This is a genomic window from Leifsonia sp. SIMBA_070, from assembly GCF_046534635.1.
In the GTDB taxonomy this organism is placed as follows: Bacteria; Actinomycetota; Actinomycetes; order Actinomycetales; family Microbacteriaceae; genus Leifsonia.
Window position 1 is genome coordinate 2991120 of sequence record NZ_JAWRYK010000001.1, and the last position, 24649, is coordinate 3015768.

Consider the following 24649-nt stretch of genomic DNA (forward strand, 5'->3'; position numbering starts at 1 on the left):
AACCGAACACCGCACGGGACGAACCGATGACCGCCGAACCGACCACCGCAGAACCGACCACCGCCGAGCACGAAAGCACCACTCCGACGATGACCCAGCCTCTCCAGCCGCTCCTTCACGACAGCGTCGTGGTGCTGACCGCCCCCTCCCAGGCATGGTCGGCGCCCGACGGACGGATCGACGGGCACGGCATCCACGGCTTCTACCACTCGGATCTGCGCGTGCTCGACCAGGTGGCGCTCACTGTCGGCGGAGCCGAGCCGGAGCACATCGCCACATCCGGTCCTGACGCCGGGACCGCCGTCTTCACCGCCCTCGCCCGCGGGATCGACGACGCGACCGCCGACCCGCGGGTCCGTCTCGACCGGACCCGCACGGTGCAGGCCGGGGCGCTGAGCGAGCGGATCGTGCTGCGCAACGCGCTCCGCGACGGCATCCGGACGACTGTCGAGGTCGCTTTGCGGGCCGATTTCAGCCCGATGCAGCAGATCAAGGCGGGGCTGAGCGGCAGCGAGCATCCCGTCACCGTCGAGGCCGATGGCGCTGGTGCGCTGCTGCGCAGCGGACCCGTCACCTCACGGGTCCACGCGCCGAACGCAGAGGTCGCCGTGACGGACGACGTCATCACCCTGCACTGGGACGCCGAGGTTCCCGCCGACGGCGAGGTCGTCCTCGACTGGCGCGCGGTCGTCGACGACCCGACGGCTGTGGTGGGCGGTGCCGAGCCGTCCGCCGCCTGGAGCGCCTTCCAGGCCCAGACCGGCGACTCCCGCCTCGCCTCCTGGCTGCACCAGGCCGTCGCCGACCTGCAGGCGTTGCGCATGTCGACCGTCGAGCGGCCGGAGGACGTCTTCCTCGCCGCGGGCGCACCGTGGTTCTTCACGCTCTTCGGCCGGGACTCGCTGTGGGCTGCCCGCATGCTGCTTCCGCTCGGGCACGAACTCGCCGCCTCCACCCTCCGCATCCTCGCCCACCACCAGGGCACGCGCACGGTCGCCGCAACCGCCGAGCAGCCGGGCAAGATCATGCACGAGCTTCGGCCGGCCGCTCTGACCATCCCCGGGGAGGGCGTCGTCCTCCCGCCGCTCTACTACGGGACCGTGGATGCGACGGCCCTCTGGGTCTGCCTTCTCCACGACGCGTGGAGATGGGGCATGCCGCGGGACGAGGTCGAAGCGCTGCTCCCGCACCTCGAAGCCGCCCTCGCCTGGATGCGCGACTACGGCGACAGCGACGGCGACGGGTTCCTCGAATACGTGGACACCACCGGTCACGGGCTCGCCAACCAGGGCTGGAAGGACTCGGGCGACTCCATCCAGTGGCGCGACGGCTCCCTGGCCGACGGCCCGATCGCGCTCTGCGAGGTGCAGGGCTACGCCTACGAGGCCGCGATCGGGGGCGCAGAGTTGCTGGAGGCTTTCGGGCGCCCCGACGCCGATGAGTGGCGGAGTTGGGCGGCCGGCCTCAAGGAGCGCTTCGCGGCCTCCTTCTGGATCGACGACCCGGCCGGCGCCTACCCCGCTGTCGCGCTGGATGCCGCCAAGCGGAAGGTGGACACCGTCACCAGCAACATCGGCCACCTGCTCGGGACGGGCATCCTCGACCGGGAGCAGTCCGAACAGGTCGCACGCCGGCTCGTCTCCCCCGAGCTGTCCTCCGGGTACGGCCTCCGCACCATGTCGACGGACTCGGCAGGCTTCTGGCCGCTGAGCTACCACGGCGGCAGCGTCTGGGCGCACGACACGGCGATCGTCGTCGGCGGGTTGGCGCGCGAGGGATTCCGTGAGGAGGCCGCGCAACTGGCTGACGGATTGCTCGCCGCGGCCACAGGCTTCGGCTACCGGATGCCGGAACTCCACTCCGGCGACAGCGCGGAGGCCACCAGCGCTCCCATCCCGTACCCGGCGGCGTGCCGTCCGCAGGCCTGGTCCGCTGCTGCGGCCGTCGCGGTGCTCAGCGCGCGGCTCGGCCTCCGCGCGGACGCTCCGGCCGGACGCTTCGAGGTCGACCCCGACCCGGCGGCCGGTGGGATCCGCATCCACGGCCTCCGCTTCGCCGGCGAGCCCCGCGACGTCGCCGCCTGACGCGCTGCGCCCAGGCTTACCGACCGCGGTGCAGCGTCACGACTGCGGGCCGGCATCACGACTGCGGTGCGGCGTCACGACTGCGGGCCGGCGTCACGGCTGCGGGGCGGCGTCACGACTACGGGGCGGCGTCACGGCTGCGGGGCGGCGTCACGACTACGGGGCGGCGACACGACTGCGGTGCGGCGACACGACTGCGGTGCGGCGACCCGCAGCAGACGTGACGCGGCACCGCAGTCGCACCCCGTGGACCTGCGGGCACCGGCCCGCGGAGTGGGGATGCGTCCGCCGCGGCGGCGAAAGCCGCCCGTTGTAACGTGCGCCAGCGCGAACGGCGGCGGTCGTTACGAACGGCGGCGCACGCTCATAAAGGGCGGGAGGGACCGGGGCGGGACGGGCGAGGCGGGACCGCCGGCGCGGCAGCGTTGCGCGGCGCTACAGCAGCGCCATGATCTGGCGGGCGATGATGCGGCCCGCCCGGTTCGCCCCGATGGTGGACGCCTGCGGGCCATACCCGGCGAGGAATATGCGCGAGTCCTGCCAGGAGGCGCCGGATGAGACGGTCAGCCCGCCGCTCTTCTCTCGCAGCCGCAGCGGGGCGAGGTGGCGGAGCTCCGGCCGGAAGCCCGTCGCCCAGATGATCGCGTCGGCCTGGGTGAAGGACCCGTCCGGCCACCGCACGCCGTCCTCCTCGATCCGGGTGAACATCTCCCGCTCCAGCAGGATGCCGCGTTCGATCCCGGCCGCGATGCGCCGGGTGCGGGGCACGCCCGTCCCGCTCACGATCGACGGCAGCGCTTGACCGGCCCGGGCCGCCGCGTCCTGCATCGCCACCGCCGCGACACCGCCCTCGATGGTCAGCTCGGACTCGTCCCGGAAGTCGACCGGCCGCCGCGTGGCCCAGGTCAGGGAGCCGGCGACGCCCTCCAGCTCCAGCAGGAAGCCGATCGCGCTGGTGCCGCCGCCGACCACCACCACGGACTGCCCCACGAACTCCTCCGCCGAGAGGTAGCTCGACGTGTGCACATGCCGCCCGCGGAATTCGTTCATGCCCGGGTAGTACGGCACGAACGGCGCCCCCCAGGTCCCCGTCGCGTTGACGACCACACGGGTGGCCGTCTCGCCGGCGGTGTGCTGCACCATCAGGTCGGCGCCCCGGTCGAACACGCTCGTCACGGTCACCGGCCGCTGCACGTCGAGCCCGAAGTGCTCCTCGTAGCGCCGGTAGTAGCCGGCCACGATGTCCCGCGCCGGCAGCGACCGGTCGGCGGTCTCGAAACTGAGCCCGACCTCCGCCATACCGGGCAGATCGTTGACGTGGTGGGCGCTGCCCAGCTTGAGCGCATCCCACCGGTGCTGCCACGCTCCACCCGTGCGCGGACCGCGGTCGTACACGATGAAATCGACCCCGGGAACCAGCTCGAACCGGCGCAGATAGTACGCAACAGCAAGGCCCGCCTGGCCCGCGCCGATCACCACCACCTGGGTGTCGGTCCTGGTCGTGCTCACGCGCTCATCCCATCACTTCTCGCTGTGCGGCGACTCGGGGGGCCATGGGGCCCGCATGCTAAACTCGATGCTAGTTTTCACTGTTCTTATTCGATCCCCGGCGATTCTCTCGCGCGGGCTGGGACCAAAAGGGGGTCACGCATGGGGCGCGGCCGTCAGAAGGCGAAGCACACCAAGATCGCTCGCCAGTTGAAGTCATTCAGTCCTTCCGTGAACTATGACGCGCTGGAGCGTGAGCTGACCGGTCATTCCCACAGCGAAGACGACCAGTACGCCAAGTGGGCGGAGTACGAGTCCGAAGAAGAGACGGAGTCGGACGACGAGTACGAGTACGAGGATGAAGACGAAGAGACGGACACTCCCAAGCGCGCCTAGCGCCTCCCGCCCCCGCTGAACGGCCCTCACACGAACGGCCCTCAGAGCCAGCCCTGCCGCGTGGCGATCGACACGGCCTCCGAGCGGTTGCGCGCTCCCGTCTTCCCGATGGCGCTCGACAGATGGTTGCGCACCGTCCCCTCACTGAGGTGCAGCCGGCCTGCGATGTCCGAGATCGTGCCTCCCTCGCCGGCCACCCCGAGCACCTCCGCCTCGCGGACGGTGAGCGGCGACGCACCGGAGGCCAGCGACTCCGCCGCGAGAGCCGGGTCCACGACGCGCAGTCCCGACGCGACCCTCCTCACCGCGTCCGCCAGCTGCGCGGACGGAGTGTCCTTGACGACGAAGCCCGACGCACCGGCCTCCATGGCGCGGCGCAGGTAGCCGGGCCGGCCGAACGTCGTCACGATCAGGGAGCGGCACCCGGGTACCGCCGCACGCAGAGCGGCAGCGGCCTGGATGCCGTCCGCTCCGGGCATCTCGACGTCGAGCAGCGCCACGTCGGCCTGCGACGATTGCGCCGCCGCGACCACCTCGTTCCCGCGGCCCACCTGCGCGACGACCTCGAGGTCCGGCTCCAGGTCGAGCAGGGCGGCCAGGGCGCCGCGGACCAGCGCCTGGTCGTCGGCCAGCAGCAGGCGGATCGGCGTACTCATGCCGCCCTCCGTACGCTGAGGAGGGTGCCGCCGCGCGGACCGGACGTCAGGGCGACGCTCGCGCCCACCTGCGCCGCGCGGGCGGTCAGACCGGCGAGTCCGGACCCGCCATGCCGCGGCGACCCGCCGACGACGGCACCCACCGGGGCCGGCGTCGCGGACGCCTCCGCCGCCCCGTGCCCGTCGTCCTCGATCTCCAGGGTGTCCGGACTGACGGTCACCCAGCAGTTCCGAGAGCCGGAGTGACGGATCACATTCGTGACGCCCTCCCGCAGCACCCAGCCGAACAGCTCGCGCAGGTCGGGCTCCACCTCCTCGCCGTTCCGCGGCAGGTGCGCCTGGATGTCCGCAGCGGCGAGGCTCGCCTGGGCCGCGGCCAGCTCGGTGGACAGGCTCATCTCGCGGTAGCCGGCGACAGCAGCGCGCAGGTCCGCCAGCGCCGACCGGCTGAGCCGCTCGATGTCCGCGATCTCGTCGGCGGCACGCGCCGGGTCCACCGGGATGAGCCTCCGCACCAGCTCCGACTTCACCGTCACGACCGTCAGCGTGTGCCCGAGGACATCGTGCATGTCCCGGGAGAAGCGGGCGCGCTCATCGATCACGGCGAGCCGGGCGATCTCCCCCTGCGCGTTCCGCAGCCGGCGGAGGGTGTCGATCTGGCGGGCGAAGGCGCTCATCATGGTGCCGATGGAGATGGTGACGAGCGTGATGTACCAGTCGTCCTCCAGGGTGCCGCCGACAGCGAAGACGATGAGCTGGAGGGCGCCCAGTGCGCCGATGATCACGACCCCGGCGATGGTGCGGGACACGACCATCCCGACGACACAGGCGACATAGACCCAGGTCCAGCAGGCGACCGTCCCGATCAGGGGGAACAGCGTCAGGGTCAGCACGAAGTAGACCGCGAGGCCGACGAAACGGGTCCGCTCGTCCTCCCACCACAGCAGCGGAGGGAGGACGAGGAACCCGACGTACACGACGGCCAGCAGGACGGTCGTCAGCAGCTTCTCGGGCAGCGACTCGGAAGATGTCCAGAGGGCCACCAGGACGGAGACCTGGTAGAGCAGACCGACCGCGGCCCCTGGGTACCAGCGGAAGGCGGCCGGGTGGACGAGCCGGGCCCGCCACCCGATCGGGCGGACCTCCTGCACCTCGCTCGAGAACACGTTGCCACCTTAGAACAGGATGCGGAGGGCCTCAGCCGCGAGCCGAGTCACGGCGGTAGCGCCACACCACCAGGGCTCCGAGCGCCAGCGTCCAGGCCGCCAGGACGATGGCAGGGGTGAGCGCATCCCCGCTCTGCAGGGCGCCGAACTGGCCCACCCGGTTCAACCAGTAGGAGGGCACCGCCTGGGCGACGTTCGCCACCCACGCGGGGAACACCTGCAGCGGGATCCAGAGGCCGCCGAGCACGGCCATCCCCATGAACACAGCCATGAACAGCGGCTGCGCGAACTCCGGCTTGGCGAGCTGCCCGATGAGGATGCCGAGCAGGGCGAACGGGATGACGCCGCACCAGATGCCGAGTCCCGCGAGCAACCAGCTGCCCACCGAGAGGTCCGGGTGGTACAGCGCGATCGACACGGCCACGATCACCAGGATGCTGAACAGCGCGAGCGCGAGGGCGGCGACGAGCTTGGAGACCAGGTACCCGGTGCCGGTGAGCGGCGTGATGCGCAGCTGGCGGTTCCAGCCGATCGAGCGCTCCGTGACGATCTGGAACGCCTGCGACAGGGCGGCCATCATGCCGCCGTACGCGGCGACCTGGACGGTGGTGACGACGATCCAGGGCAGGTGCGTCGTGGAGTCCACCTGGCCGGCGCCTCCGAACGTCCCGCCGAAGGCCAGCAGCATGACGAGGGGGACGGCGAGCGTGAAGACCATGGAGCGCATGTTCTTCAGCTGACGGAGGGACTCGCGTCCGAGGTAGGCGATGCTCATGAGAGGGCTCCTTCCGTGTCGCGCGCCTCGGTGAGGGCGAGGAAGGCCTCATCCATGGTGTGCGCGGTCACTTCGATGTCGTGGATGTCGTGGTGCGTCGCGAGCAGCGCCCGCAGGGTGGCGTCGGAGTCGTCGCTGACCAGCGTCAGCTGATCGCCGCGACGGTCGGCCCTGCGGACGCCGGGGAGGGCGGCGAGCGCCGCCTGCGTCGCCGTCGTCGCGGGGAACGCGGCCGTGGCGCGGATGCGCCGGCCGGAGACGACCGCCTTGACCTCCGTCGGCGTGCCGTCAGCGACGACGTGCCCGCGGGCCATCATGACGATGCGGTCGGCGTACTCGTCGGCCTCGTCGAGGTAGTGGGTGGCGAACACGACGGTGCGCCCGGCGGCCGTGAATTCGCGCATCGACTGCCAGAAGGTCCGCCGCGCCTCCACATCCATGGCCGCGGTCGGCTCGTCGAGGAAGAGCAGGTCGGGGTCGGAGACGACGGCGACGGCGAACCGTGCGCGCTGCTGCTGGCCGCCGGAGAGCTTGGCGACGCGCTGCCGGGCGATCTCGGTGCAGCGGGCCCGTTCGAGCGCCTCCGCGACGCTGAGTGGATGCCGGTGCGCCGCCGCGACGAGGGCGACCGACTCGGCGACCGTCAGCGTGGGCAGCAACGCGCCGCCCTGGAGCATGGCGCCGACCCGGCCGTCGCGGATGGCGTCACGCGGCCGGCTGCCGAAGAGCTCCGCGGTGCCCGCGGTGGGCCGGGCGAGCCCGAGTGCGAGGTCGATGGTGGTGGATTTGCCGGCCCCGTTGGGGCCCAGGAGGGCGACGACCTCTCCGGGGCGGATGCTCAGGTCCACGCCGTCGACGGCGGTCAGCGGGCCGAAGGTCTTGCGGAGGCCGGAGAGGCGGATGGCGGGTGTCTCGTTCACGTCTCCAGAGTGGCGGCGCGGCGACGTCCGCTCGCAGAGCGGGTGTCAGGTTCCGGGGGTGACGTTTGTCACGCCCGGGCCTCCCGCATCCCCGCGGCGCGCACGAGGCCGACGACGCCCAGGATGCCGCCGACGGTCAGCAGGATGCCTCCGACCAGCACGGCGAGGTCCTGCGCGGCGTTCGCGGCCGCCGGCGCCGCGGCCGTCGGATCGTCGGGCGGCAGCACGGAGGAGACGCCGGGGCCGCCGCCGGAACCCGCCTGGCCCACGCCGGCCGCAGCGGTCGCGGCGCCGGACGGCACAGCGGGGAGGTGCACGGCCGCAGAGGCAGTGGCGACGGTGGTCGACGCACGCTGCAGCAGCACGAAGAACGACGTGGCCGGCGCACCGGCCGGTCGTGCCGGGAGGGCCGTCCGGAGCGAGGCGGTCGTCTCCCCGTCGGAGAGCGCGATCGTCGTCGACACCGCGGTGTAGTCCGCCCCGGCGCGCGCTGTGCCGTCCGCCGTCATCACGTCGACCGTTGCGCTGCCCTCCGGCGACGGACGCGACACCGTGATGAGCACGCTGGTGCTGCCGGCGACCACGGAATCGGCCGAGACCGTCAGCGGCGCGCTCGCGGGGGTGGCGGTCAGCGTCGCACTGCCCGCCGAGGAGAGCAGCCCGGAACCGTCCCCGGGCTGGTAGGTCGCCGACACGGTATGGGACCCCGCCGACGGGACGAGCAGGTCGGCGCGGGCCACACCCTCCGCGGTGACCGTCGCGGGGACGGCCGGGCCTCCGTCGAGGGAGAAGGCCACGGTCCCCGTGGACGGCGGGGCGAGGAGCATGCGGCTCACGGTGGCCGAGACCGATGCGACCCCGCCCGCTGCGACCTCGGCCGGAGCGCTGACCGCGACGGCCGTCGCAGCGGTGCACGCCGGAGCCGCGTCGAAGCGGACCTCGGTTCCGCCCAGCCGCCAGGCGAGATCCGGCTCGACGGCGGCATCCACGGTCAGCAGCCAGACGCGGTGATGCTCGCCCGGCTCGAACACGGTCGGCTGGCCGCGGTCCGCGGCGCCGGCGGTCAGGTCGTTCGCTCCCGTTCCGGCCGGGAGGGTCACGGTGGCCTTCTCGGAGGACCGGTAGCCGACCACGACGGTGCGGACCGCGACGGCGCCGAGGGGCGCATCCTGGACGCAGTCGACGAGCGGAGTGAGGGCGGGCGCGCTCGGGGCCGGGGGAACGGGCGAGGCCGGTGCGGCGACCGGCGCCGTCTCGCCTGCGGCAACCGCCGGAGCGGCTCCGAGCAGGGCGCCGAGGCCCGCGAGGGTGAGCGCACACGCCAGGCGAAGTCGGGCGTGCGGTCGGCTCACACGCGTCACTCTAGCGGGAGGGCGTCCGCCGCCGCTCCGACCAAAAAGGGTGACGCGGGGTCAGCCGGCGTAGCAGCCGACCAGCCGCACGGCGCCGCCGTCGACGCCCTTCGCGCCCTGCTCGAAGCCGGTGAGGTCACGGGAGGCGGTCGACACGGTCCCTACCCGCCAGGTCGGGATGCCGTCGGCCGTCACCGCCGCGGCGACCGCATCCGCCGCCTCCGGTGCCACAACGGCGAACATCCCGATGCCGAGATTCCAGGTGCCCTCGCTCGACTCCAGCGTGCTGCCCGCCAGGTCGCTCAGGATACGGAACACCGGCGTCGGCGACCACGTGGAGCGGTCGACCTCCACCCAGGAGCCGACCGGGAGCACCCGGGCGAGGTTCGCAGCGATGCCGCCGCCGGTGACGTGGCTGAGGGAGTGGACGGCGCCTCCGAACGATGCGTCCTGGAGCACCCGGAGCAACGGGCCCGTGTAGAGGCGGGTCGGCTCGAGGAGCGTGTCGCCGACGACCCCGCCGAAGTCCTCCGAGTGGTCGGTGAAGCCGATTCCGCGCGCCGCGAGGATGTGCCGGACCAGCGAGAAGCCGTTGGAGTGGAGTCCCGATGAGGCCATCGCGAGCACCACGTCGCCGTCGCGGACGCGGTCGGCGCCGAGCACCGCATCCGCCTCCACGGCGCCCACCGCTGCGCCGGCCACGTCGTAGTCGTCGGGACCGAGGAGCCCGGGGTGCTCGGCGGTCTCGCCGCCGACGAGCGCCGTCCCGGTCTGCTCGCAAGCGCGGGCGATGCCGGCGACGATCGCGGCGATCCGCTCGGGCACCACCTTGCCGCAGGCGATGTAGTCGGTCATGAAGAGCGGGCGCGCGCCCACCACGACGATGTCGTCGACCACCATGCCGACCAGATCCTGACCGATGGTGTCGTGCCGGTCGAGCGCCTGGGCGATGGCGACCTTGGTGCCGACGCCGTCGGTGGAGGTCGCCAGCAGCGGGCGGCGGAAGTCGCGCAGGAACGAGACGTCGAACAGCCCGGCGAAACCGCCGACGCCGCCCAGCACCTCGGAGCCGTGCGTGCGGCCGACGGCGGCCTTCATGAGCTCGACGGCCCGGTCTCCGGCCGCGGTGTCGACGCCGGCAGCGGCGTAGGAGGCGGACGTGGAAGCGGTGGAGTCGGTCACCGCTCCATCGTATCGGCGGCGGCTGCTCCTGACGGCCCGCTCCGGCCGGCTGCCCCTGCCTGCCGGCCTACTCCTGCCGGCCCGGGTCGCCGAACGAGAGCAGCGGCTCGAGCTCGGAGTCCGGGCCCGGCTCGCAGCCATCCGACGTGGCGTCGGAGCCGTCGTCGGTCGCGGCGACGGTCGGACGCTCCAGGAGGTTCTTGCCGAGGTGGTGCGCATCCGGCAGCTCGATCGGGTAGACGCCGGTGAAGCAGGCGGTGCAGAGCCGCTCGCGGGGCTGCTCCGTCGCCTCGATCATGCCGTCCTCCGACAGGTAGCCGAGGCTGTCGGCGCCGATTGACTGGCGCACCTCCTCCACGCCCAGGCCGGTCGCGATCAGCTCGGCGCGCGAGGCGAAGTCGATGCCGTAGAAGCACGGCCAGGTGATGGGCGGGCTGGAGATGCGGACGTGCACCTCGGCGGCGCCGGCCTCCCGCAGCATCGACACCAGGGCGCGCTGCGTGTTGCCGCGGACGATCGAGTCGTCGACCACGACCAGGCGCTTGCCCTTGATGACCTCCTTCAGCGGGTTCAGCTTCAGCTTGATGCCGCGCTGGCGGATGGTCTGCGACGGCTGGATGAAGGTCCGGCCGACGTACGAGTTCTTCACCAGGCCCTGCCCGAAGGGGATGCCCGATGCCTGCGCGTAGCCGATGGCGGCCGGCGTGCCGGACTCCGGGGTCGGGATGACCAGGTCGGCCTCGACCTCGTGCTCCCGTGCCAGGCGGCGGCCCATCTCGACGCGGGCCTCGTAGACGCCGCGGCCCGCGATCGTCGTGTCGGGACGCGCCAGGTAGACGTACTCGAAGACGCAGCCGGCGCGCTTCTCGGTGGCGAATCGCTGGCTGCGGAGGCCGTTCTCATCGATGGCGATCAGCTCACCCGGCTCGACCTCGCGCACGAAGCTCGCGCCGACGATGTCGAGCGCTGCGGTCTCGGACGCGACGACCCAGCCGCGCTCCAGCCGCCCCAGCACCAGCGGACGGACGCCCTGCGGGTCGCGCGCGGCGTACAGCGTGTGCTCGTCCATGAAGACCAGGCAGTACGCTCCCCGAAGCCGCGGCAGCACCTCCAGAGCGGTCGACTCGAGCGTGTGGTCGAGGTCGCCGGTGAGGAGCGCGGTCACGACCGCCGTGTCGGTGGTGTTGCCGCGGGAGAGCTCCCCATCGTGCTGCGGATAGCGCTCGTGGACCAGCTGCATCAGCTCGGCGGTGTTGGTCAGGTTGCCGTTGTGCCCCAGCGCCACGGTGCCGCTGGCGGTGGAGCCCAGGGTCGGCTGCGCGTTCTGCCAGCTGGAGGCGCCGGTCGTCGAATAGCGCGTGTGACCGACGGCGATGTGGCCGGGGAGGGAGTTGAGCGCGTTCTCGTTGAACACCTGCGAGACCAGGCCCATGTCTTTGTAGATCAGGATCTTGTCGCCGTCGCTCGTCGCGATGCCCGCCGACTCCTGGCCGCGGTGCTGCAGGGCGTAGAGCCCGAAATAGCTGAGCTTCGCGACCTCCTCACCGGGGGCCCAGACGCCGAAGACGCCACAGGCGTCCTGCGGCCCCTTCTCGCCAGGAAGCAGATCGTGACTGAGAAGACCGTCGCCTCCGGCCACAGCAGACCCCTTTCAGGTGTCGGGATGTTCAGCTCTCGGTGTCGCTGGTGGTGCTCTGGGTGCTGCTCGAGGTGCCGGGCTCCGGCTGCGAGCCCTCGCGCCGCGCGGGCGGCGATGCGGGCTCGGTGACGCGCACGTCGATTCTATCCGCCTGCACGCTGCGCGCTCGACGGGCCGTCGTCCGGTCGAGGACGAGAGCGACCACGGCGCCCAGTGCGATGCCGACGACGGCGCAGATGGCGAGCAGGAAGCCGAAGATGCTCCCGCGGTCGTACGTCGGGTTCTCGGGGAAGGAGAAGGTGAGGATGAGCGCCACGATCGCGAACAGCACGGCGCCGGTCACCATGAACCGGAAGTAGCGCGGCGAGCGCCGCACGCGCACCTCGGCAGGCGTGACGGTCTCCTCGCGGGTCTCGTCCGGCTCCTGCTCGGGGGTGTCGCTCATGCCTCCATTCTCCCAGATCGAAACTGGACGGCGGTCGGGCGTCATGACCGCTGCTCCCATCCGTCTCAATAGATGTGAACAACTCCGCGCCCCGGCCCGATACGGCCCGGCTCCCCCGCGTTCTCTCGGCGGTCGCCGTCGGAGCGTTCGCGACGGTCATGGTCGCCGCGGCGGTCGTGGCGGTCGCCTTCGGGGTGCAGCCGTGACCGGTCGCGCGCCTGCGACGGCGGGATGGGCCCGCGCTCAGTAGCGCAGGGGGACGAGACCCTCCAGCGACGCGCGCTGGCCGGAGGCGTGCACGGCCCCGGAAGCGACGCCCTCCTCCCACGACATCGCGCCGGACGCGAGCGCGAGCCAGGTCGCGGCGTCCGTCTCGACCACGTTCGGAGGCGTCCCGCGGGTGTGACGCGGGCCCGGGATGCACTGCACGGCGCCGAACGGGGGCACCCGCACCTCGACGGTGTTGCCCGGCGCCCGCTCGGCCAGCAGCTGCAGGAGGTAGCGGACCGCCGTGGCCGTGGTGTTCCGGTCGGCGCCGCCCGCGACGGCCGCACGGACTGCGGGGCCGCCTACCGCGTCCGCGATCTTCGCTCTCGCCATGCGATCCATCCTCCCACCGGCCGGGAGGCGGCATCCGCTCCCCCTAGCATGGTGGCGTGAAGATTCTCGTCCTCGGTTCCGGTGCCCGCGAGCACGCCATCATCACCGCGCTGCTCGCCGAAGAGGAGCGCCACGACATCGTGGCCGCCCCCGGGAACGCCGGGATCGCGGAGGATGTGCGGGTCGACACGGCGCTCGATCCGCTCGACGGGGAGGCCGTCACCGAGTATGCGATCGAGAACGGCATCGAGCTGGTGGTGATCGGGCCCGAGGCTCCGCTGGTGGCGGGGGTCGCCGATCCCCTGCGGACCCGCGGCATCCCGGTGTTCGGGCCGGGCAAGGCGGCGGCGCAGCTGGAGGGGTCGAAGGCGTTCGCGAAGCGGATCATGGACGCCGCGGGCGTTCCGACCGGCCGGGCCGTCCGCGCGGAGACGCTGGCGGAGGCGGAGCGGGCGCTCGACGAGCTCGGTGCGCCCTACGTCGTCAAGGCCGACGGCCTGGCCGCCGGCAAGGGCGTCCTCGTCACCGAGGACCGGGAGGCCGCGGTCGAGCACGCGACGCACTGGCTGCATCACGGCGGCGTGCTGGTCGAGGAGTTCCTCGACGGGCAGGAGGTGTCGCTCTTCCTCGTCAGCGACGGGCACGACGTACTGCCGCTCTCACCCGCCCAGGACTACAAGCGCCTGCTCGACGGGGACGCAGGCCCCAACACCGGCGGGATGGGCGCGTACTCCCCGCTCCCCTGGCTGCCCGACGGCTTCGTCGACGAGGTCATCGAGACCGTCGCCCTCCCGACCGTGCGCACGCTGGCGGCCGAGCAGACGCCGTTCATCGGGCTGCTCTACTGCGGACTGATCGTCACCGACCGCGGCATCCGCGTCATCGAGTTCAACGCCCGCTTCGGGGACCCGGAGACCCAGGTCGTGCTCCCGCGGCTCGTGACGCCCCTCTCCACGCTGCTCTACGCGGCGGCGACCGGCGGCCTGGGCGGGATGCCGCGCCCGGAGTTCGCGCTCGACACCGCGGTCACGGTCGTGCTCGCCAGCGAGGGCTATCCGGAGGCGCCGCAGACGGGCCGCCCGATCACCGGCCTGGAGGCCGCGGCTGCGGTCCCGGAGGTGACGATCGCGCACGCCGCGACCGCCCGCGACGAGGCGACCGGCGACCTGATCGCGACCGGCGGCCGCGTGCTGTCCGTCGTCGCCCGCGGCACCGGCTTCGCCGAGGCCCGCGACCGCGCCTACGCGGCGCTCGACCTCATCCACCTGCCCGGCGCCCAGTACCGCACCGACATCGCCGCCCGCGTCTCCTGACCCGCCCCGCCCCACCCGCCCCGCCCGCCCCGCCCCGGGCCTCCGCCCACCGTCGAGTACACGATTTCTGCACGCTCCGACGGCGCGTCGCGTGCAGTTTTTGTGGACTCGACGGCGGGGGGTCAGCCGAGGAGGCGGGTGAGGAACGGGTTGCGGAAGCGGGCGGCGGGATCGAAGCGGGACGCGAGGGCCGCGAAGTCGGCGAGGCGCGGGTAGAGGGACGGGACGAGGCGGTCGCGGTCGACGTAGAGCTTGCCCCAGTGCGGGCGCGCGCCGAGCGGCAGGAGGGCGGCCTCGAGCTGCGGGAGCACGGCCTCCACGCCGGCCTGGTCGCGGAACCAGGTGAAGTGCAGGCCCACGACGTCGGTGCCGTACGCGCTCGACAGCCACAGGTCGTCCGCCGCGACGGTCCGGATCTCGCTGACCTGCAGCAGCGGCGCGATCACGGGAGCCAGACCGCTGACGGCCTCGATGGCCTCCACCGCCCGCGCGCGCGGCACCAGGTACTCGGACTGGATCTCCTCGCCGTTCGACGGCGTGAACGCGAACCGGAAGTGGGCCAGCCGCTCGCTCCACGGTCCGACCACGCCGAGCTGCTCTGTGGTGTTGCGCACATCCATGGTCGGGATCATGTGGCGCGCCTCGGTCAGGGCCCGCGCTCCGAAGAAGTCGTCCTCGATCGGCGTCTCCGCTCCGGCGAGCTCTTTCAGCCAGGCCAGGGAGACCGTCTCCTCCTGCCAGGTCGTGAAGAGGCTGACGCTGTAGGCGGCGGAAGTGACCTCGTCGAACCGGCTGAGCACCGCCTCCCACGGCAGCCCGGCGAAGAGCCGCTGGCGCGCGTCGTAGGTCGGCCGGATGTCCAGGGTCACCTCGGTCACGACACCGAGGGCGCCCAGCCCCACCACGGCCCCGTCGAAGCCGTCGTCTCCGCGTCGCAGGTCGACCAGCTCGCCAGAGCCGCCGAGGATGCGCAGGCCCGCCACGGCCGTGGCCAGGTTGCCGTTCCGATCCCCCGACCCGTGGGTCGCGGTCGCGATCGCCCCGGCGACGGAGATGTGCGGAAGGGAGGCCAGGTTGTGCAGTGCCCAGCCGGCGTCCTGCAGTTCGCGGGCGAGGTCCCCGTAGCGCACGCCGCCGCCGACCGTGACCGTGCGGGAGGCCTCGTCGATACGGGCTGAACCCGGCAGGTCCGCCGTGCTCACCAGCAGACCGGGGGTGTCTGCGAGGTCGTTGAACGAGTGCCTGCTGCCCAGCGCCCGGACGGACGAGGAGGCGACGACGAGATCGCGGAGCTCGTCCACCGACCGCGGGCGGGCGATCCGCTCGGCCGTGTACTCGTAGTTCCCTGCCCAGTTCTTCTCGCCCATCGCGGCCCTTCCTCGGGTCATCGCCAGCGGCCGGACGGCCGTTCGCCTGCCCTCATCCTACGGACGCCGCCCGCCCGGTCGACCGGCCGGCAGAGGCCGGAAATGATCCATTGCCGGGGCCTCCGACAGCGCAGTATGGTGCCCCTGAAAGCGGCAGGGGCCGCTTTCAGAGAGGGGCTGTCATGGCCGAATTCGAGTACGGCCCGGCGGAGTTCATCGTCGCCGGGTTCGATACAGACCGGCCGTCGTCGGGGGTGGTGCAAGCGATCCTGGACCTCGTCGAAAGCGGGACGGTCCGCCTCCTCGACCTCGTCTTCGTCGAACGGCACGACGACGGAGGCGTCGACATCATCGAGCTGGAGGAGATCGGCGACGAGATCGGGCTGACGGACATCACCCTGGAGGCCAGCGGGCTCGCCGGCGATGAGGACGTGCAGCAGATCGCCGACCTGCTGGAACCGGGAACGACCGGCGCGATCCTCGTGATCGAGCATGTCTGGGCCAAGGACCTGGCCAGCAAGTTCTTCCAGTCGGGAGGAGTCGTGCTGCACAGCGAGCGCATCCCCGCCCCTGTCGTGAACGCCGTGGCGTCGGGTTCGATCGACGAACTCGAAACCGCCGAGAGCTGAGGAGAACAGCATGCCTTTGGGAAGAATGGGCCGCCCCGGACTGATCGGGATGGCCGCACGAACGGCCGTCGTCGCGGGGACCGCAACAGCCGTTTCGGGTAACGTCCAGCGCCGCCAGCAGGGAAGGGCGCAGAGCCAGTACGACCAGCAGCAGGCCGAGCAACAGCAGCAGCAGGCGCAGATGCAGCAGATGGCCCAGCAGGCCGCTGCCGAGCAGGCGGCGCAGCAACCGGCTCCCGCCGCCCCGTCCGCCGGGGACGACATGATGGCGCAGCTGCAGCAGCTCGCCACCCTGCACTCGCAGGGCGTGCTGACCGACGAGGAGTTCGCCGGGGCGAAGGCGAAGCTGCTCGCGTAGGCACCGGCAGCGCTCACCCGTCCCTCTACGATGGACGGGTGAGCGACATTCCGGGATGGGTCCACGTCTACTCGGGCAAGGTCCGCGACCTGTACGTGCCGGAGGGCGCCGACGGACTCGGCGACACGGACAGCGTGCTGGTGGTCGCGAGCGACCGGGTGAGCGCGTTCGACCACGTGCTCGAGCCGGGCATCCCGGCCAAGGGCGAACTGCTCACGACGCTCAGCCTGTGGTGGTTCGACCAGCTCTACGACGTCCCCAACCACCTCATCCCGGACCACGTCCTCTCGGGCGGCGGGGTGGTGGAGCGGATCCCGGCGTCCGTGTCCGGCCGCTCCATGCTCGTGAAGCCGCTGGAGATGTTCCCGATCGAGTGCGTCGTACGCGGCTACCTGACCGGCAGCGGCTGGGCCGAGTACCGGCAGACGCAGAGCGTGTGCGGCATCCCGCTCCCGGGCGGCCTTCAGAACGGCGACCGCCTCCCGGAGCCGATCTACACGCCCGCCTGGAAGGCACCCCTCGGTCAGCACGACGAGAACATCAGCTTCGAGCGCACGGTGGAGCTCGTCGGCGCGGACGTCGCCGAGGAGCTGCGGAGGCTGTCGCTGCACGTCTACGAGCGCGGAGCCGCCATCGCGGAGCTGCACGACGTGATCATCGCCGACACCAAGTTCGAGTTCGGAGCCGACCGCACCACCGGCGAGATCACGCTTGCGGACGAGGTGCTGACCAGCGACTCCAGCCGGTACTGGGACGCCGCCGCGTACGCCGCGGGCTCCACGCCGGAGGAGCGGATGGCCAGCTTCGACAAGCAGATCGTCCGTGACTGGCTCGCCGCCAACTGGGACAAGACGGGCACGCCGCCCGTGCTGCCGGCGGACGTGGTCGAGCGCACTGCGGCCCGCTACCGCGACCTCCTGGAGCGCCTCACCGGCCGCTGACCCTGCCCAACCTGCGGCTGCCGCGGCGCGACTGCCACGCCGCGTAACGACTGCGGCTGGGCGCCGCACCGCACGCGTTCCGCGACGCAGCAGTCGCGGCTGCGAGACGGGTGCGCTAGCGTCCGGGCATGGACGCTAGCATTCCTCCCGCCACCGCGGCCGTCGCCGACGCCGCCGTCCGGCTGGGCATCCCGGTCGGGACCGCTCCCGTTGGGCTCGTGGCGCTACTGCCCGGCCGGCCCTTCGCCGGTCCGGCGGCGCCGGTCACGCACCTCGGCAGCGTGGATGTGCTCCTCGAGACCATCGACGACGCACCCCCGGGCGCCGTGCTGGTCGTCGACAACGGCGGCCGGGACGACGAGGCCTGCGTCGGCGATCTGATGCTGCTGGAGGCTGCCACCTCTGGGCTCTCGGGCGCGGTGATCTGGGGGCGCCACCGGGATACGGCCCAGCTGCGCGAGATCGGGCTGCCGGTCTTCAGCCGGGGCGCCCATCCTTTCGGTCCTCGGCGCGTGCCACCGGCGGGCACAGCGATGCGTTCGGCGTTCCTCGATGGCGTCGCCGTCGGGCCCGAGCACTGGATCGTGGCGGACGACGACGGCGTCCTGGTGCTCGCCGCCGCGGACCGGGAGCGCCTGTTCGCGGAGGCGTCGCGCATCCAATCCGTGGAGGGTGCGCAGGCGGAGCGGATGCGCGCAGGATCGTCCCTGCGCGACCAGCTCGACTTCGCGAGGTACCGACGGCAGCAGGCCGCCGACCCGACGCTCACGCTGCGCCGCTACCTGGCCGAGACGGGCGGGGCGATCGAGACGTGAAATAGCCCGGCTCCCGCCGACGTTCTCCTCTATATGCCCGAGCTCCTGCCCGCCGACTCCGCCATGGGGGCCGTCACCCTCCGCGTCGCCGACCTCGACGCCATGACCCGCTACTACCGGGACGCGGTCACGCTGACGGTGCTCGCAGCGGACGGCGACCGGGTCATCCTCGGCCGCGGCGCCACGCCCGCCGTGGTCCTGCAGCACGCGCCGGAACTGCACCAGGCGTCGCCGGGTGAGGCAGGACTGTTCCACACCGCGATCGTCTTCGACACACAGGAGGCGCTGGCCGCGGCGGTCTACTCCGTCGCCCGTCGCGCACCCGGGACGTTCACCGGCAGCGCCGACCACCTGGTGAGCACCGCGTTCTACTTCACCGACCCGGAGGGGAACGGCGTCGAGCTCTACTGGGACCGCGACCGCAGCCTGTGGAGCTGGACCCACGGACAGGTCGAGATGGCGACGCTCCAGGTGGATCCGAACCGGTTCCTGAGCGAGCACCTCACCGACCGCGGCGCAGCGCTGGCGGAGGCGGACGGGCTGACGGTGTTCGGCGACGCGACCGTCGGTCACGTGCACCTCTCCGTCGGGGACGTGGAGTCCGCGCGCGCCTTCTACGTCGACCGCTTGGGCTTCGAGACGACGGCCGTGCTCGGCGATAGCGCGCTGTTCGTCAGCGCGGGCGGCTACCACCACCACATGGCGATGAACACGTGGAACAGCCGGGGCGCCGGTCCCCGGCGACTGGCCCTCGGGCTGGGCGAGGTGGAGATCCGCGTGCCGTCCGCCGACGACCTCGGGGCTCTGAGCGAGCGGATGCGGCACTACGGCGTGCCCGCACGGGACGACGGGCTCTCGGTCACCTTCGACGACCCGTGGGCGAACGCCGTCCGGGTGGTGCCTGCGTAGGCGTCCCTGCGCCGAGTGGTGAGCACATGTCGCAACTCGTCCGAAATAGGCGCATCCACTCACCACTCGGTCGGATCAACGGGACTTGACCGGGCGGCGAGCCGGGCGTATATTCCTTGTGGAATAATCAACCCGGAACAATCATGGCTGAATCAAGCACCCTCACCCCTCTCGCCGTCGCCGCGCTGGCGCTCCTGGCCGAAGGTCCGTCGCATCCGTACGAGATGTACCAGACCCTCATCCAGCGCTCCGAGGACCGCCTGGTGAAGGTGCGTCCCGGCTCGCTGTACCACACGGTCGACCGCCTGGCGCGGCACGGCCTGGTGCGCGTGACCGGAACCGAGCGCGAAGGCAACCGCCCCGAGCGCACCACCTACGCGATCACCGAGGAGGGCACGCTCGCCCTCGGTGAGCGCGTGGCCGAGATCATCGGGACGCCCGTCAACGAATACCCCGAGTTCCCGCTCGGCCTCGGGGAGTCCCACAACCTGCCGGTCGAGACCGTGATCGCGCTGCTCCGCAAGCGCGTCCATCTCGTCCGTGCCGACATCGCCGTGCACGACGAGGCGATCCGGGCCATGCGGGCGAAAGCCCTTCCGGCCATGTACTGGGTGGATGTGCGCTACCTGCGCGCGATGGCGGAGGCCGACGTGGCCACGCTCGAAGCCCTCATCGACGACCTCGACTCCGGAGCCCTCTCCTGGGACGAGGAGAAGCACTGAGCGACCCCGCTCTCAACAGGAAGAACGTGACAATGGAACGCGAACTGAAGCCCTGGCCCGCCCTCTGGGCGCTGGTCATCGGGTTCTTCATGATCCTGATCGACACCACCATCGTGTCGGTCGCCAACCCGTCGATCATGAAGGGCCTCGACCTGGGGACCGACTACAACGCGGTGATCTGGGTGACGAGCGCCTACCTGCTCGCCTACGCCGTGCCGCTGCTCATCACCGGACGCCTGGGCGACCGGTTCGGCCCGAAGAACCTGTACCTGATCGGCCTCGTCATCTTCACCGGCGCCTCCGCCTGGTGCGGTTTCGCCGGCCAGATCGGCATCCTGATCGCGGCCCGCGTCGTGCAGGGCCTCGGCGCCGCACTGATGACGCCGCAGACGATGGCGGTCATCACCCGCATCTTCCCGCCGGACCGCCGCGGCGCGGCCATGGGCCTCTGGGGCGCGGTCGCGGGCGTCGCGACACTGGTCGGCCCGCTGCTCGGCGGCATCCTGGTCGACAGCCTGGGCTGGGAGTGGATCTTCTTCATCAACGTGCCGGTCGGGATCGTGGCGTTCATCCTCGCGATGCGGCTGGTTCCGAAGCTCCCGACGCACACCCACAGCTTCGACATCCTCGGCGTCATCCTGTCGGCCCTCGGCATGTTCCTGCTGGTGTTCGGCATCCAGGAGGGCGGCACCTACGACTGGGGCGTCATCTGGGGTCCCGTCACGGTCTGGGGCCTGATCATCTCCGGCATCGTGGTGCTCATCGCGTTCGTCGTCTGGCAGGCCTTCAACAAGAAGGAGCCGCTGCTCCCGCTGCCGCTGTTCCGCGACCGCAACTTCTCGCTCGCGAACGGAGCCATCACGACGGTCGGCTTCGCGGTGACCTGCATGGCGCTGCCGCTGGTGTTCTACTTCCAGACCGTGCGCGGTCTCACGCCGACCGAATCGGCCCTGATGCTCGCGCCGACCGCTGTGTTCTCCGGAGTGCTCGCGCCCTTCGTCGGCCGCCTGATCGACCGGGTCAACCCGCGCAACATCACCACCCCCGCGCTGGTGCTGTTCTCCTTCTCCCTGTTCCTCTACTCGCGGATGCTGTCGCCGGACATCAACATCTGGCTGCTGCTCATCCCGAGCTCGCTGCTCGGCATCTCGATGTCGGGCGTCTGGGGCCCCATCTCCACGACCGCGACGCGCAACCTGCCGATGAACCAGGCGGGCGCCGGCTCCGGCGTCTTCAACACGACGCGCCAGATCGGCGCGGTGCTGGGCAGCGCCTCCATCGCCGCCCTCATCTCGAGCCGCCTCGCCGTCGACCTGCCGAAGGCGCCGGGAGGCGCGACGAACACCAGCGAGGCCGCCGCCGGCACCGAACTGCCGCAGTTCCTGCACGCCGGCTTCACGCAGGCGATGTCCGAGGCCCTGCTGCTGCCCGCGGCCGTCGCCCTCCTCGGTGCACTGATCGTCGTCTGGTGGGCACGTCCGAAGCCGCGCGCCTGGGGGCCGGGTGCGCCGGCCGGCGTGGGTGCGCCGGTCGCCGCGGGCGCTCCGGCCGCCGCGGGCGCTCCGGTCGCCGCCGGCGCCTCCGCCGAGGGTGCGCCGGTCGCCGTGGACGCGGCCACCCACGGCGCGCACGCCGCCCCCGTCCCGGTGGACGCCACACCGCACGGCTCGCACGCCGCCGACGTGCCGCCCGTCACGGACGTCCGCCCCGGCGAGGAGCCGCCGCACGGCATCCACGCGGCGCCGGTCAGCGACTGACGTCGCGCCGATCCGCGAGAAGCGAGGAGGTCGCAGCCACCACGGCCGCGACCTCCTCGTCGTACTGTGGGGACGGAAAGGACGGTGCGACGATGCTCTACGCGCTCCCGGAGGGACGGACGCCGCAGGTCGACGAGGACGCCTGGGTGGCGCCCACAGCGACGGTGGTCGGGGATGTGACGCTGGGGCGAGGAGCGAGCGTCTGGTACGGGGCCGTCGTCCGCGCGGACAACGCCCCCATCGTCATCGGACCGGACTCCAACCTCCAGGACAACGTGTCGGCGCACGTCGACCCCGACTTCCCGCTGACCGTCGGCGCTCGCGTCTCGGTCGGCCACAACGCCGTGCTCCACGGCTGCACGGTCGAGGACGACGTGCTGATCGGGATGAGCGCAACCGTCCTGAACGGCGCCCGCATCGGTGCGGGGTCGCTGGTCGCGGCCGGGGCCGTCGTGACGCAGGGCGCGGTCATCCCTCCGCGCTCGCTGGTCGCGGGAGTGCCCGCCAAGGTGCGCCGGGAGCTGACCGACGAGGAGGTCGCAGGCATCGGAAGGAACGCCGCGGTGTACCTCGACAAGACGGCGGAGCACCGGGCGGCTCAGGCGCTCTAGCCTGCTCTGCCCCCGCTGGTCCGCTCGGGTCTACCCGTTCTGCGTCTCCGGCATCGCGCGGTTGAGCGCGAGCAGCTGCTCGGTGAACAGGCGCGCTCCGCCCTGCGCCGGATGCCGGACGGCCGGAGCCTCGATGCCGGCCTCGGCGAGCGCGCCCTGCGCCTTCCGGCCGACCGCCACGACGGTCTCGATGCCCAGCACCCGGATCAGCTCCTCGGCGACCGGGCCGCCCGCGCGCACCTCCGACGACCGCGGCGTGCGGTTGGTCAGCGGCCGTCCGGCGACGAACGGATGGTGCGGGTACACCGGCCACGACAGTGGGAGCGGCCCGCGCCACAGCGCCATCGTCTCCCAGAACACCCGGCTGGAGGCCTCCCACGGCGCCTGCGGCTCGGAGGGCAGCTCGAGTCCCGGGAGGACACCGGCCTCCACTTCGCGGACGGACGTGAACGGCACCCCGGTGACGGTCATCCCGCGCCACCCGGGGGCTTCGCCCAGCAGCAGGACCGGCGAGTGCGGCGCCTCCAGGTAGCGGCGGAGGTTGCGCTCACGGAGGCGCCCGAGGTCGTCGTCACCGAACAGCAGCTCGGCGTCGTCCGGCGCCGGGACGGCGCGGATCAGGTCGAAGAAGCGGTCGAGCACCACCCCAGGCTACGGCCGGACGGCGACACGCGGGTACGTCGCGGAGCCGAGCGCCCGATCCACGTCGGAGAGCGCGAACGTCTCGCCCACCTGCTCGGCGAACGGGTAGCGCTGCCACGCGTCCGCGAGGAACGCCACAGCCTGCTCGAGGTGCCGGGGCGCGTAGTTGTGCACTCCGCGGATGGTGAGAAGCCGGCGCACGAGCTGCTCGGGAACGATGGCCAGCTCTGGTCCCGGCGAGACGGAGCCGACCAGCACGAGCACGCCTCCCACCTCCACGATGCCGAGCAGGGAGCGGACGGCGGCCGGGTTCCCGGAGAGCTCGAGCGCGATCGTCGGGGCGGCGCCGCGGCCTCCGGCCTTCGAGATGACGGCCGCCGGCGAGAGGGAGGAGTCGGCTCCGGGACTCGGGTCCGCGATGCCGACCGCCCCGAAGGCGAGGGCGGCCCTCCGGCGGTCGGGGAGGGGATCGCTCACCACCACGCGCGCCCCGGCCTCCGTCGCCATCGCACTGGCGGTGAGGCCCATCATGCCGGCGCCCGTGACGAGGACGAGGGCGCCATCGAGCGGGACGATCGCTTCGGCGGCCTCCAGTGCTGCGGCGACGGTGGCGGTCGCGCACGACGCGGGCGCCAGCACCTCGGCGGGCACCTCCTCGGGGACGCGCACGATCGGTGTCCCGTCCAGGATGTGCGTGTGCGTGGCGAAGCCGCCCGACAGCTCCCAGCCGCGGCGCATCCGCTCGTGGCCGTACTTCTGGAGGGTGGTGCACTTCTGCGGGAGGCCGCGGCGGCAGCGCGCGCAGCGACCGCAGGGAACCGCCGCGGACCAGACGACGCGCTCCCCGAGTGCGACGCGATGGCCGTCGGTGGTCCGGGCGCCGCCGCGCCCCAGCGCGATCACCCTGCCGACCTGCTCGTGACCCAGCACCAGCGGCGCCGGTGCCTGGCGGTCGCCGCGAACGGTGTGGATGTCGGACCCGCAGACGGTCGCCAGCTCCACCTGCGCCAGGACGTCGCCGGGCGCGAGACGCACGCCCGGGACGGCGACCTCCTCGTGCGCGTGGCCCTCACCCGGCCAGACCATGGCGGTCGCGGACGGGTACACGCTCACTCCCATCCCCAGGCGCGCCGGGGGCTCCACGACGCGCGGGGTGACCGCCCGGACGGTCACCGGATGCCGGAGCCTTCGGCGCCGGAGTGCTCGTGCTCGTGCTCGTGCTCGTGCTCGTGGTCGTGGTCGTGGTCGTGGTCGTCGTCGTAGCCGAGGAGTTCGGGAAGGTCGGCGACACTCGGCAGAACGGCGTCCGCCCCCGCGTCGAGCAGCGCCTGCTCGTCGTACCGGCCGGTCAGGACGCCGACGACGAGTCCTGCGCCCGCCGCGACCCCAGCGGCGATGTCGCTCGGGGTGTCCCCGACCACGACCATCCCCTCGACACTGGATGCGCCGGCGCGCAGCAACGCCGTCAACGCCAGATCGGGGAACGGGCTGCCCCGGCCTGCATCCTCGCGGCTCAGCGTGATGTCGGCGAGGCCGATCCAGCCCAAGGTGCCGAGCACGGCGTCCTGGGTGGAGCGCGGGAGACCGCCGACGAGCGCGACCGCCACCCCGGTCGCCCGCAGGCGGCGGATCAGGTCTTCGGCGCCCGGGACCGGGCGGAGGAGGTCCGGGTCGGAGTGCTGGATGTGGGTCCGCAGCGCGTCGTCGAGGAGGACCGCCGACGACAGGGTGAGGACGACGAGTTCCAGATCGGCGAGGTCATCGTCGTCCTCGAACACGGCGAGGCTGTCGATCGTCACGTCGTCGAACTCGCTCGTGATCCGTCCGTCGGGAGTCATCGCCGTGCCTTTCGTCGCGTCCCGCCAGGCTACGAGCCAGGTGC

26 protein-coding genes are annotated in these 24649 nt (G+C 72.2%); 12 read left to right on the forward strand and 14 right to left on the reverse strand.

The window, feature by feature from the left end; translation table 11 throughout:
- Positions 1–89 precede the first annotated feature (89 nt).
- Complete coding sequence (locus SB754_RS14110) at positions 90–2084, forward strand: glycogen debranching N-terminal domain-containing protein (RefSeq protein ID WP_410783327.1); 1995 nt, start codon at positions 90–92, stop codon at positions 2082–2084.
- Between the two features lie 435 nt (positions 2085–2519).
- On the opposite strand, the gene SB754_RS14115 is transcribed toward SB754_RS14110, so the two are convergent.
- On the reverse strand, positions 2520–3593 hold the full coding sequence (locus SB754_RS14115) for an NAD(P)-binding domain-containing protein (RefSeq protein WP_410782937.1): 1074 nt from the start codon (positions 3591–3593) through the stop codon (positions 2520–2522).
- A 141-nt stretch (positions 3594–3734) separates the two neighbouring features.
- On the opposite strand from SB754_RS14115, the gene SB754_RS14120 reads away from it, so the two are divergent.
- On the forward strand, positions 3735–3968 hold the full coding sequence (locus SB754_RS14120; RefSeq protein ID WP_410782938.1) for a DUF3073 domain-containing protein: 234 nt from the start codon (positions 3735–3737) through the stop codon (positions 3966–3968).
- Positions 3969–4009: 41 nt separating this feature from the next.
- On the opposite strand, the gene SB754_RS14125 is transcribed toward SB754_RS14120, so the two are convergent.
- From SB754_RS14125 to SB754_RS14160, 8 genes are all read right to left on the reverse strand, one after another.
- Complete coding sequence (locus tag SB754_RS14125) at positions 4010–4624, reverse strand: response regulator (RefSeq protein WP_410782939.1); 615 nt, start codon at positions 4622–4624, stop codon at positions 4010–4012.
- Positions 4621–5790 carry a sensor histidine kinase gene (locus SB754_RS14130; RefSeq protein ID WP_410782940.1) on the reverse strand — a complete coding sequence of 390 codons (1170 nt, stop codon included), beginning with the start codon at positions 5788–5790 and terminating at the stop codon, positions 4621–4623. Before SB754_RS14130 ends, SB754_RS14125 begins: the two co-directional genes overlap by 4 nt.
- A 31-nt stretch (positions 5791–5821) precedes the next feature.
- The gene (locus tag SB754_RS14135) at positions 5822–6565 is read right to left on the reverse strand and encodes an ABC transporter permease (protein ID WP_410782941.1); all 744 of its coding nucleotides are present in this window, start codon (positions 6563–6565) and stop codon (positions 5822–5824) included.
- Positions 6562–7485, reverse strand: coding sequence for an ABC transporter ATP-binding protein (locus SB754_RS14140; protein ID WP_410782942.1), 924 nt, complete (start codon positions 7483–7485; stop codon positions 6562–6564). The genes SB754_RS14135 and SB754_RS14140 overlap by 4 nt, the downstream gene beginning before the upstream one ends.
- A 68-nt stretch (positions 7486–7553) precedes the next feature.
- Positions 7554–8837: a Calx-beta domain-containing protein gene (locus SB754_RS14145; protein ID WP_410782943.1), complete on the reverse strand. Its 1284-nt coding sequence runs from the start codon at positions 8835–8837 to the stop codon at positions 7554–7556.
- Between the two features lie 60 nt (positions 8838–8897).
- Positions 8898–10019, reverse strand: coding sequence for a phosphoribosylformylglycinamidine cyclo-ligase (gene purM / locus SB754_RS14150; protein ID WP_410782944.1), 1122 nt, complete (start codon positions 10017–10019; stop codon positions 8898–8900).
- A gap of 67 nt (positions 10020–10086) precedes the next feature.
- Positions 10087–11658, reverse strand: coding sequence for an amidophosphoribosyltransferase (purF, locus tag SB754_RS14155; protein ID WP_410782945.1), 1572 nt, complete (start codon positions 11656–11658; stop codon positions 10087–10089).
- A gap of 28 nt (positions 11659–11686) precedes the next feature.
- The gene (locus tag SB754_RS14160; protein ID WP_410782946.1) at positions 11687–12103 is read right to left on the reverse strand and encodes a hypothetical protein; all 417 of its coding nucleotides are present in this window, start codon (positions 12101–12103) and stop codon (positions 11687–11689) included.
- Positions 12104–12177: 74 nt separating this feature from the next.
- Between SB754_RS14160 and SB754_RS14165 the strand changes: the two genes are divergently transcribed.
- Entirely contained in the window at positions 12178–12309 is a 132-nt protein-coding gene (locus tag SB754_RS14165) for a hypothetical protein (protein ID WP_410782947.1), read from the forward strand.
- Positions 12310–12346: 37 nt separating this feature from the next.
- Here SB754_RS14165 and SB754_RS14170 read toward each other — a convergent pair whose 3' ends face one another.
- Complete coding sequence (locus tag SB754_RS14170) at positions 12347–12703, reverse strand: sterol carrier family protein (RefSeq protein WP_410782948.1); 357 nt, start codon at positions 12701–12703, stop codon at positions 12347–12349.
- A 56-nt stretch (positions 12704–12759) separates the two neighbouring features.
- Here SB754_RS14170 and purD point away from each other — a divergent pair, with 56 nt between their 5' ends.
- Positions 12760–14016: a phosphoribosylamine--glycine ligase gene (purD, locus tag SB754_RS14175; protein ID WP_410782949.1), complete on the forward strand. Its 1257-nt coding sequence runs from the start codon at positions 12760–12762 to the stop codon at positions 14014–14016.
- A 122-nt stretch (positions 14017–14138) separates the two neighbouring features.
- Here the strand turns inward: purD and SB754_RS14180 are convergent, their stop codons facing one another.
- On the reverse strand, positions 14139–15383 hold the full coding sequence (locus SB754_RS14180; RefSeq protein ID WP_410782950.1) for an FAD-binding protein: 1245 nt from the start codon (positions 15381–15383) through the stop codon (positions 14139–14141).
- 182 nt (positions 15384–15565) lie between these two features.
- On the opposite strand from SB754_RS14180, the gene SB754_RS14185 reads away from it, so the two are divergent.
- From SB754_RS14185 to SB754_RS14220, 8 genes are all read left to right on the forward strand, one after another.
- Entirely contained in the window at positions 15566–16012 is a 447-nt protein-coding gene (locus SB754_RS14185) for a DUF6325 family protein (protein WP_410782951.1), read from the forward strand.
- Between the two features lie 10 nt (positions 16013–16022).
- Positions 16023–16370: an SHOCT domain-containing protein gene (locus tag SB754_RS14190; protein WP_410782952.1), complete on the forward strand. Its 348-nt coding sequence runs from the start codon at positions 16023–16025 to the stop codon at positions 16368–16370.
- Between the two features lie 38 nt (positions 16371–16408).
- Complete coding sequence (locus tag SB754_RS14195) at positions 16409–17311, forward strand: phosphoribosylaminoimidazolesuccinocarboxamide synthase (protein WP_410782953.1); 903 nt, start codon at positions 16409–16411, stop codon at positions 17309–17311.
- Between the two features lie 128 nt (positions 17312–17439).
- A complete protein-coding gene (locus SB754_RS14200) occupies positions 17440–18126 on the forward strand; it encodes an RraA family protein (RefSeq protein WP_410782954.1) in 687 nt (228 codons plus the stop codon).
- Between the two features lie 33 nt (positions 18127–18159).
- Complete coding sequence (locus SB754_RS14205; protein ID WP_410782955.1) at positions 18160–19035, forward strand: VOC family protein; 876 nt, start codon at positions 18160–18162, stop codon at positions 19033–19035.
- Positions 19036–19178: 143 nt separating this feature from the next.
- The gene (locus SB754_RS14210) at positions 19179–19757 is read left to right on the forward strand and encodes a PadR family transcriptional regulator (RefSeq protein ID WP_410782956.1); all 579 of its coding nucleotides are present in this window, start codon (positions 19179–19181) and stop codon (positions 19755–19757) included.
- A gap of 32 nt (positions 19758–19789) precedes the next feature.
- Positions 19790–21514 carry a DHA2 family efflux MFS transporter permease subunit gene (locus SB754_RS14215; RefSeq protein ID WP_410782957.1) on the forward strand — a complete coding sequence of 575 codons (1725 nt, stop codon included), beginning with the start codon at positions 19790–19792 and terminating at the stop codon, positions 21512–21514.
- A gap of 92 nt (positions 21515–21606) precedes the next feature.
- On the forward strand, positions 21607–22125 hold the full coding sequence (locus tag SB754_RS14220) for a gamma carbonic anhydrase family protein (RefSeq protein ID WP_410782958.1): 519 nt from the start codon (positions 21607–21609) through the stop codon (positions 22123–22125).
- 30 nt (positions 22126–22155) lie between these two features.
- Here SB754_RS14220 and SB754_RS14225 read toward each other — a convergent pair whose 3' ends face one another.
- From SB754_RS14225 to SB754_RS14235, 3 genes are read right to left on the reverse strand one after another with little or no spacing between them, the layout of a single operon-like run.
- Positions 22156–22767: a uracil-DNA glycosylase family protein gene (locus SB754_RS14225; protein ID WP_410782959.1), complete on the reverse strand. Its 612-nt coding sequence runs from the start codon at positions 22765–22767 to the stop codon at positions 22156–22158.
- A 9-nt stretch (positions 22768–22776) separates the two neighbouring features.
- Entirely contained in the window at positions 22777–23940 is a 1164-nt protein-coding gene (locus tag SB754_RS14230; protein ID WP_410782960.1) for an alcohol dehydrogenase catalytic domain-containing protein, read from the reverse strand.
- A complete protein-coding gene (locus SB754_RS14235) occupies positions 23937–24605 on the reverse strand; it encodes an HAD family hydrolase (protein ID WP_410782961.1) in 669 nt (222 codons plus the stop codon). The genes SB754_RS14230 and SB754_RS14235 overlap by 4 nt, the downstream gene beginning before the upstream one ends.
- Positions 24606–24649: the final 44 nt, after the last annotated feature.

Coding starts and splice junctions, on each gene's coding strand:
- SB754_RS14110 (WP_410783327.1), top strand. CDS start 90: ATGACCCAGCCTCTCCAGCCGCTCCTTCACGACAGCGTCGTGGTGCTG.
- SB754_RS14120 (WP_410782938.1), top strand. CDS start 3,735: ATGGGGCGCGGCCGTCAGAAGGCGAAGCACACCAAGATCGCTCGCCAG.
- SB754_RS14125 (WP_410782939.1), bottom strand. CDS start 4,624: ATGAGTACGCCGATCCGCCTGCTGCTGGCCGACGACCAGGCGCTGGTC.
- SB754_RS14135 (WP_410782941.1), bottom strand. CDS start 6,565: ATGAGCATCGCCTACCTCGGACGCGAGTCCCTCCGTCAGCTGAAGAAC.
- SB754_RS14160 (WP_410782946.1), bottom strand. CDS start 12,103: ATGAGCGACACCCCCGAGCAGGAGCCGGACGAGACCCGCGAGGAGACC.
- SB754_RS14170 (WP_410782948.1), bottom strand. CDS start 12,703: ATGGCGAGAGCGAAGATCGCGGACGCGGTAGGCGGCCCCGCAGTCCGT.
- SB754_RS14180 (WP_410782950.1), bottom strand. CDS start 15,383: ATGGGCGAGAAGAACTGGGCAGGGAACTACGAGTACACGGCCGAGCGG.
- SB754_RS14185 (WP_410782951.1), top strand. CDS start 15,566: ATGGCCGAATTCGAGTACGGCCCGGCGGAGTTCATCGTCGCCGGGTTC.
- SB754_RS14190 (WP_410782952.1), top strand. CDS start 16,023: ATGCCTTTGGGAAGAATGGGCCGCCCCGGACTGATCGGGATGGCCGCA.
- SB754_RS14200 (WP_410782954.1), top strand. CDS start 17,440: ATGGACGCTAGCATTCCTCCCGCCACCGCGGCCGTCGCCGACGCCGCC.
- SB754_RS14205 (WP_410782955.1), top strand. CDS start 18,160: ATGCCCGAGCTCCTGCCCGCCGACTCCGCCATGGGGGCCGTCACCCTC.
- SB754_RS14210 (WP_410782956.1), top strand. CDS start 19,179: ATGGCTGAATCAAGCACCCTCACCCCTCTCGCCGTCGCCGCGCTGGCG.
- SB754_RS14215 (WP_410782957.1), top strand. CDS start 19,790: ATGGAACGCGAACTGAAGCCCTGGCCCGCCCTCTGGGCGCTGGTCATC.
- SB754_RS14220 (WP_410782958.1), top strand. CDS start 21,607: ATGCTCTACGCGCTCCCGGAGGGACGGACGCCGCAGGTCGACGAGGAC.
- SB754_RS14235 (WP_410782961.1), bottom strand. CDS start 24,605: ATGACTCCCGACGGACGGATCACGAGCGAGTTCGACGACGTGACGATC.